Origin of the sequence: Amycolatopsis sp. NPDC059021 (genome assembly GCF_042739895.1) — a bacterium.
Classification (GTDB): Bacteria; Actinomycetota; Actinomycetes; order Mycobacteriales; family Pseudonocardiaceae; genus Amycolatopsis.
Map to the genome: position 1 here is coordinate 70,340 of NZ_JBHYIQ010000011.1, position 7,234 is coordinate 77,573.

9 protein-coding genes are annotated in these 7,234 nt (G+C 69.3%); 2 read left to right on the forward strand and 7 right to left on the reverse strand.

The window, feature by feature from the left end:
* Nucleotides 1-108: 108 nt before the first annotated feature.
* A complete protein-coding gene (locus tag ACFWX1_RS08890) occupies nt 109-675 on the reverse strand; it encodes a hemerythrin domain-containing protein (protein ID WP_378385383.1) in 567 nt (188 codons plus the stop codon).
* A 186-nt stretch (nt 676-861) separates the two neighbouring features.
* Between ACFWX1_RS08890 and ACFWX1_RS08895 the strand changes: the two genes are divergently transcribed.
* Both ACFWX1_RS08895 and ACFWX1_RS08900 read left to right on the forward strand, forming a co-directional pair.
* Nucleotides 862-2,223 (forward strand): acetyl-CoA carboxylase biotin carboxylase subunit family protein, encoded by a 1,362-nt coding sequence (locus tag ACFWX1_RS08895; protein ID WP_378385385.1) that lies wholly within the window; start codon nt 862-864, stop codon nt 2,221-2,223.
* Between the two features lie 22 nt (nt 2,224-2,245).
* Entirely contained in the window at nt 2,246-3,100 is an 855-nt protein-coding gene (locus ACFWX1_RS08900; protein WP_378385387.1) for an SDR family oxidoreductase, read from the forward strand.
* On the opposite strand, the gene ACFWX1_RS08905 is transcribed toward ACFWX1_RS08900, so the two are convergent.
* The 6 genes from ACFWX1_RS08905 to ACFWX1_RS08930 all read right to left on the reverse strand — a co-directional run bounded on the left by ACFWX1_RS08905 (nt 3,049) and on the right by ACFWX1_RS08930 (nt 7,139).
* Nucleotides 3,049-4,254 carry a glycosyltransferase gene (locus ACFWX1_RS08905; protein WP_378385389.1) on the reverse strand — a complete coding sequence of 402 codons (1,206 nt, stop codon included), beginning with the start codon at nt 4,252-4,254 and terminating at the stop codon, nt 3,049-3,051. The genes ACFWX1_RS08900 and ACFWX1_RS08905 overlap by 52 nt on opposite strands.
* A gap of 52 nt (nt 4,255-4,306) precedes the next feature.
* Nucleotides 4,307-4,771 (reverse strand): SRPBCC family protein, encoded by a 465-nt coding sequence (locus ACFWX1_RS08910; RefSeq protein ID WP_378385391.1) that lies wholly within the window; start codon nt 4,769-4,771, stop codon nt 4,307-4,309.
* 110 nt (nt 4,772-4,881) lie between these two features.
* Nucleotides 4,882-5,166, reverse strand: coding sequence for a DUF3040 domain-containing protein (locus tag ACFWX1_RS08915; protein WP_378385393.1), 285 nt, complete (start codon nt 5,164-5,166; stop codon nt 4,882-4,884).
* A gap of 147 nt (nt 5,167-5,313) precedes the next feature.
* Complete coding sequence (locus ACFWX1_RS08920) at nt 5,314-6,261, reverse strand: hypothetical protein (RefSeq protein WP_378385394.1); 948 nt, start codon at nt 6,259-6,261, stop codon at nt 5,314-5,316.
* Between the two features lie 95 nt (nt 6,262-6,356).
* Complete coding sequence (locus ACFWX1_RS08925; RefSeq protein ID WP_378385396.1) at nt 6,357-6,890, reverse strand: Clp protease N-terminal domain-containing protein; 534 nt, start codon at nt 6,888-6,890, stop codon at nt 6,357-6,359.
* Between the two features lie 3 nt (nt 6,891-6,893).
* Nucleotides 6,894-7,139, reverse strand: coding sequence for a helix-turn-helix domain-containing protein (locus ACFWX1_RS08930; protein ID WP_378385398.1), 246 nt, complete (start codon nt 7,137-7,139; stop codon nt 6,894-6,896).
* Nucleotides 7,140-7,234 lie beyond the last annotated feature (95 nt).

Here is a 7,234-nt window from a genome sequence, read left to right on the forward strand (position 1 = left end):
TCGCCCCCTTTTGGGTGGCCGAAATTTGGGGGGGGGGCCCCTCCCCCCCCCTGTGGGTGGGGGCGCGGCGCCGCCCGCGGGCGCGCCCCCCCCCTCCACTGTGGAGGGTCAGGTCTCGCGGCCGGAGAGCGCGTCGCGGATCTTGTCGACGAACGCCGTTCCCGGGGCGAGGATCAGGTTCGCCGGCGGCCGGTCGGGTGCCGAGGGGTGCGGCCGGGTGGGCGCGATCTTCTTGGCGCGCAGTACCTTCTTCCCGAGCTCGGCCATTTCCTCCGGCGAGCAGGCGGCCTGCAGCTTCGGCAGGAAGTCCGACTCCTCTTCGGCCACGTGATGGCGGATGTCGGCGATGAGCTTCGCGAGGAGTTCTTCGAACCGCGGGTCGTCGGGCTTCCTGCCCTCGAGCTCCTTCATCACGGACTCCGCCTCGGCGTGCTCGGCGAGTTCGTGATCGGCCAGCTCGTCCCCGTCCGGCAGGTGTTTCCTGGCCGCGGGGTACATGAACTGCTCCTCGGCGATCGAATGCCGGACGAGTTCGGCGATGACGTGGTCGGCGAGGTCCTTGCGCTGCTCCGGGCTGCTCGTGCCGCTTTCGAGTTCGGTGAACACGCGCTCGACGGCGCGATGGTCCTCCGTGATCACCGACACCAGGTCGGTGTCGTGGTGCGTGGCGGTCATGAACGCTCCAGTCGGTTGTCGGTTCGGGAAGCACCGGAATACCCGATCGGGTCACGGTGAACCATGACGTGTCAGGGAAATCCGGGGTCGAACGCACCGGGTGATCAGCCGCGGGTGATCGCGGGGTTTGCCGGGCTCGGCCCCGGGTAAACCGATCCGCAACCCGACGTCGACCGAGGAGACGCGATGAGCAAGGCGAACCTGACGGGGAGAGCCGATCCGGGGACGCCGGGGGACAGGGAGACGAACGTCTTCGTCATCGGTCTCGACGAGGAAAACGCGCGGGTGCTCGAACGCCTGTCGTGGGCGGGCACGTACCGGTTCCACGAGGTGCTGTCGCCCGGCCAGCTCCGGCACGGCGACATCGGCGATCTGATGTACAAGGCCCGGTCCATTCTGGACGGTTTCGACGGCGAGATCGACGCCATCGTGACCTATGGGGGCTTTCCGGCGCCGTCGATGGTGTCGATGCTCTGCCGGGAGTACGGTTTGCCGAGTGTTTCGCTGGAAGCGGTGCTGAAATGCGAGCACAAGTACTGGAGCAGGCTGGAACAACGGGAGGTGATCGACGAACTGCCGAACTTCGGCATCGTCGACCTCGACCGCGAAAAGCCCGAGCCGCCACCCGGGATCGGCTTTCCGATGTGGCTGAAGCCGGTCAAGCCGTTCTCCGCCGAGCTGGTGTGCGAAGTGGACGGACGGGAGGAATTCGACCGAGCCGTCCGTGAGTTCCGCGAGGGAGCCGGACGGGCCGGCGACTCGTTCGACTACGTGCTGAACCAGGTGGAGCTGCCCGCGAAGATCGCCGACGCCGGCGGGGAGGCCTGCCTCGCGGAGGAGGCGCTGCACGGTGTGCGGGCCGTGGTCGAGGGATATGTCCACAATGGAGAGGTCGTCATCTACGGCGCGCTCGACTCGATCGGCTACGAGGACTCTTCGTCGGTCCTGCGACATCAGTATCCGTCCCGCCTCCCCGAGGATTCGGTGCGGCGGATGCAGGAGATCGCCGAGGCGGTGATGGGACGGATCGGCTACGACAACGCGACGTTCAGCATCGAATTCTTCTGTCATCCCGTTTCCGGGCAGGTCTGCCTGCTGGCGGTCGATCCGCGCCACGCGCAGTCGCACGCCGGGTTGTTCGAGCTGGTCGACGGCGTGGCCAGCCACGAGATCATGGTCCGGCTCGGACTCGGGGAGAACCCGCGATGGCACCGCCGTCGCGGCAGGTACGAGATCGCCGGGAAATGGTACTTGCGCCGGTTTTCCGACGCCGTGGTGACCCGGGTCCCCACCCGGGGCGAGCTCGCCACGATCCAGAACCGGGTCCCGGGTACCCGGATCGAGATCGTCCCCGCCGAGGGGCGGCGGTTGTCGGACCTGCCGCAGCGGGACGGTCACAGCTTCGAGCTGGCACAGCTGTTCGTCGCCGCGTCGACGGAGGAGGAGATGTGCCGGAAGTACGACCGGTGTGTCGACGCGCTGAGGTTCGGGTTCGCCGGGCCAGGGGAGGAGCCGTTCCCGCAACCGGCACCGCGGGGTGCCGCGTGACCTGCGCCGAGAGGAGTCAACGATGGCCGAGAGGATCCGCCCGCCGCAACAGCAGGAGCCGCCGGGCACGACCGCCGAAATGGACCCGAGGCCGCGCGACCTCATGGAGGACTACGAGGGCCGTGGGCTGCTTCGTGGTCTCCGGGCGCTGATCACCGGCGGGGATTCGGGGATCGGCAGGGCGGTGGCGATCGCGTTCGCCAAGGAGGGCGCGGACATCGCGATCGCGTATCTGAACGAGCACGAGGACGCCGAGGCCACGGCGCACCGCGTCCGGGCCGAGGGGCGGCAATGCCTGCTGCTGCCCGGCGACCTGGCGGGCGGGCGGCACTGCCGCGACGTGGTCGAGCAGACCGTACGCCAGCTCCACGGGCTCGACATCCTGGTCAACAACGTGGCGACGCAGTGGCCCGTCGACAAACCGGAGGACCTCACCGAAGAGCAGTGGATGCATACCTTCGACGTCAACATCCACAGCTACTTCCGGGTGACCGCGGCGGCGCTGCCCCATCTGCGCGAAGGCGCGGCGATCGTCAACACCGGATCGGTGAACGGCTTGCGCGGCAACAAATCGCTGATCGACTACTCCGCGACGAAGGGCGCGATCCACGCGTGGACCTACGCGATGGCGCAGGCGCTGGCCGATCGCGGGATCCGGGTGAACTGCGTGGCCCCTGGTCCGGTGTGGACACCGCTGATCCCGTCGACCTTCCCGCCGGAGAAGGTCGAGAAGTTCGGCCTCCAGGTGCCGTTCCAGCGGGCCGCGCATCCCGACGACCTCGCGCCGTCCTACGTCTTCCTGGCCTCGAACCGGCTTTCCTCGTACTACAGCGGCGAAGTCATCGCCGCGCTGGGTGGTGAGACCACGCCGGGCTGAATTTTCTCGTACGCGCGCAGGGTGTCGGCCGCGACACGGTCCCACGAATAGCGGGCGCGGACGCGGTCGTTGCCCGCTGCTCCGTAGGCGTGGGCGAGCGCCGGTTCGGCGAGCAACTCACGAAGCGTCGTGGCCAGCGCTCGGGGATCGCGCGGGGGCACCAGTGCCCCGGTGACGCCGTCGACGACGGTGTCGGTCAGGCCGCCGACCGCGGCGGCGACGACCGGGATCCCACAGGCCATCGCTTCGAGCGGCACGATCCCGAACGGTTCGTGCCACGGCGCGCACACCACCACGTCGGCCGATCGCAGGAGCGCGGGCATGTCCGCGCGGGACACCCGGCCGGGCATCAGCACCCGCTCGCCGACGCCGAGCCGGCCGGCCAGCGCGCGCAGCCGCCGGGCCTCGGGGTCCCGGGCGAGGGAGCCCTTCTCCGGCCCGCCCGCCAGCACCAGCTCGGTGCCGGGCAGCCGGGCGAGCGCGGCGATCACGTCGTCGAAACCCTTGCGGGGCACCAGCCGTCCCACCGCGACGACCCGGGATTTCGCGGTCTTCTCCCGGCACGGCCCGTCGACCGTGAACCGGTCGAGGTCGACACCGCAGGGCACGACGGACATCCTGGCCCGCGGCACGCCCATCCGCGCCAGCTCGAACACCTCGTCCGAACACGTCGCGACGATCCGGTCGGCCCGCTTGGCGATCAGCCGCTCCAGCCGGAGCCGCTCGGCCGGGCCCGTGGTCTTCCTGCCCTGATGACGTCGTTCGACCGCGCCGAGCCCGTGAAAGGTCTGCGCCACCGGGACATCGAGGTCGGCGGCCGCCAGCAGCGAGGCCAGCCCGGACATCCAGAAGTGCGCGTGCACGACGTCCGGCGGGCGCGTGGCCCAGCGTTCGCGGAGGAACTCGCCGAAAGACCGCATGTGCGGCAGCAGCTCGTCCTTCGGCAGTGTCCGTTGTGGACCGGCGGGCACCGGCACGACGAAGTAGCCGTCGTGGCTCACCTCCGTCGCGTCCGGTGTTTCCTGTCGCGTGTAGACGGTCACGTCGTGGCCCATCCGGGACAGCGCCGAGGAAAGCTCCGCGACGTGGACGCTCTGCCCGCCGGCGTCCGCGGCGAGCGGGCCGGCGTGCTCCGACACCATCGCGATCCTCATCCATTTCCTCCGATCGGGAGGTGCCGGTTCGCCGCCGCTCCGGGACCGTGGTTCAGCTACCGGGACGCTCGACGTCGCCGCGCCAGGCGCCGGTCTCCTGACCGCCGCGTTGTTCGATGAACGTCTTGAACCGGCCGAGGTCGCCCTTGACCCGCCGGTCGAGCACGCCGGTCTTGTCGGCGACGTTCTCGACGAAGCCTTCCGGATCGATCTCCACCTGCGCGGTCACGCGGGTCTGCCGGTCGGCGAGACGATGGAACGTGACCACTCCGGCGTGCTGCGGCCCGGAGTCGGCTCGCCATGCGACGCGTTCGTCGGGGTGTTGTTCGGTGATGGTCGCGTCGAACTCCCGGTGGACGCCGCCGACGGCGATCTTCCAGTGGGTATGGGTGTCGTCCAGCTGACGCACCTCTTCGACGCCCTCCATGAACCGGGGGAAGGTCTCGAACTGGGTCCACTGGTTGTAAGCGGTGGTGACGTCGACGTCCACATCGACCGATTCGGTCACGGTGCTCATGAATCTCCCTCTCCGTGGTGGATCTCCGGGATGCCGGTTACCCGCTGCGGAACCGGCGAAACCGCCGTGATGGCGCCGAAGGAGGGCAGGCGCCTCCTGAGGGGCAGTGTCTACTGTGGACTACCGGGCAGGTGCGCGACGCGGCGGCGCAGCAATCGCAGGCCGAGCAGGGCACTGGTGCCGAGCACACCCTCGACGATCAGCGAGGCGTAACCGCTGAACACCCCGACGGCGATCATGAGCACCGTCGTCACGAATGCGAGCGCTTCGACGAACTTCCAGCGCCACGCCTCGCTGTGCACGCCATGACTGAGCGACGCGGCCAAGACCGGATCGGTCGCCGCCAGCTCCGATTCGATCCCGTCGAGAGCCTTTCGTTCGTGGTCGGCCAGCATGGACCCCTCCTTCGGGCACGTCGCTCCGGATTCGCTGTGCGGGTACCCCCTTCCGTACTCGTCAATCGTCGTGGCGCTAAGGAAAAGCGGGCACGGCCGGGATGGCCGTGCCCGCTCGGCGTAGGGTGTACCGGCGAACCGCGGAGGTCAGGCGGCGGTGCCGAGCCGTACCGGCAATACCCGCGCGGAATGGCCGAGGTAGCTCGGGACCTGGACGGAGAGGACGTTCAGGCCTGGCGGCGTGGCCGGAGTGAGCTGGATGTTGGCCTGTTCCTGGCCGAGGAACCCCGCCCAGCCGAAGAACGCTGTGGTCTGCGGGATCCCGGTTCTCGGCGGGCTGCCCGGCGTGCCGAGGAAGAACGTCGGCTGACCGAACGGCGTGGTGCACGGGACGGTGTTGTCGGGGCAGCCCATCATTTCCGCGCCGGTGGTGAACACGACCAGGAAGTTCTGCTGTCCACTGGTCGAAACCGGGCAGGCGCGTCCGGTGATGTCGGCGTTGCACGTGGTCAGCGGGGTCTGTTCACCGGTCACCGCGTTCTGGTGGTAGCCGGCCGGAACGCCGGTGCCGCTGGAGTCGGCGGTGAAGATTCCCGGTTGGACGGCGATGATCTGGAAGGTCTTGCGCAGGTCCGGACCGAGGCCGGCGCTCGGGTGGACGGTGACCGTGCTGGGCGCGGTGTTGGTACAGGGGGTCGGCTCGAGGTTGCGGCCGCCCTGGTAGGAGTTCGGGTAGTAGACGTTGAGCTGGGTGCCGCCGCCTGCCGCCGGCCCGACGTAGAGGATGTCGAGGTCGAAGGTGGGCAGATCGGCCCGGCAGCCGTCGGTGCTCACCCGCACGCCGCCGGGTGTCGATTTGGTGCCGGGGAAGGGGAAGGTCTTGGCGGATTCGCCGGTCACCGCCTTGTCGGTGAACACGGTGAGGAACCCGCCGGGGGCGAGCGAGTCAGCGCCGCCCGCTTCGAAGGAAGCCGCGTTGACGATGGTGAAACCGGCCGGCGACGCCGTGACGGCGTCGGCCGGGCCGGCCGCCACCGCGCACACCACGGCGGCGCCGAGCGTGGCGGCCAGGGTCGCGGCACGACTGGGGGACATTTCGCATCACCACTCCCTCCCGAGGAGATAGGGCCGTTCGAAGAGGATGAACCGGTGCCCTGATCCGGTGCTGAGCCGAAACTGAATCCGCGGACCTACTGGGCGACCCGGGCGCGGACGGCGCGATAAAGGGTGACGGTCTGCACGCCCAGGTGCGCGAGGATGCCGATCGCGGCTCCTTCGTGCTCGGCGAGCAGGCCGGCCAGCAGGTGCCCGGTGTCGATGTGCTGGTGTCCGAGCGCCTGTGTCTCCCGCACCGTGCGTTCGAAGACGATTTCGGTGCGGCGGGTGAAGGCCGGCCGGGCGAACCTGAAGGCACCGGGGCCGAAATTGTCGTCGGCCCGGCGCTGGATCTCGGCGACGTCGATACCGATCGAGGACAGGACGTCCTTCGCCGCCTGGTCTCTGGTCGCGGCGTCCTCCTTCCCGTTCCGCAGCCGGACGATCTCCTCGCGCACCCGCCGCGCCTCGACGCCGTGCTCGCGCAGCAGGTCACTGGCCAGGCCCTCGGTGCCGGCCAGTCCGAGCAGCAGATGTTCGGTCCCGAGGTGATCGTGCCCCAGCGCGGCAGCCTCGTCCTCGGCCGCCTTGACGGCTTGTTTCGCCTGTTCGGTGAGTTGCTCCAGCATGATTCAGTTCTCCTCCCCGGTCAGTTTGCGCCGGGTCGCGTGCTTCTCGTGCACTGCCTGTCTGCTGACCCGCAACGCCGCCGCGATGTGCTGCCATGTCCAGCCCTGGTCTCGGGCGTTGTCCACGTGCAGGCGTTCCAGTTCGTCCAGCAGCCGCCGCAGGGCGGCGACCGCCTGCAGCCCCACGGCGGGGTCCTTGTTCGTGACCTCCGCGGCCAGTGCGGTGGCTGACGGCTCTTCGGCGCTCATGCTGTGGGGGGTGTGTTAAGTAGCGGGGCCGCGCGCGGGGATCCAGGACAAGCGGATAGTTCTGGTGGCGGGGGGAGAAGCAGGCGCGCGGGAGA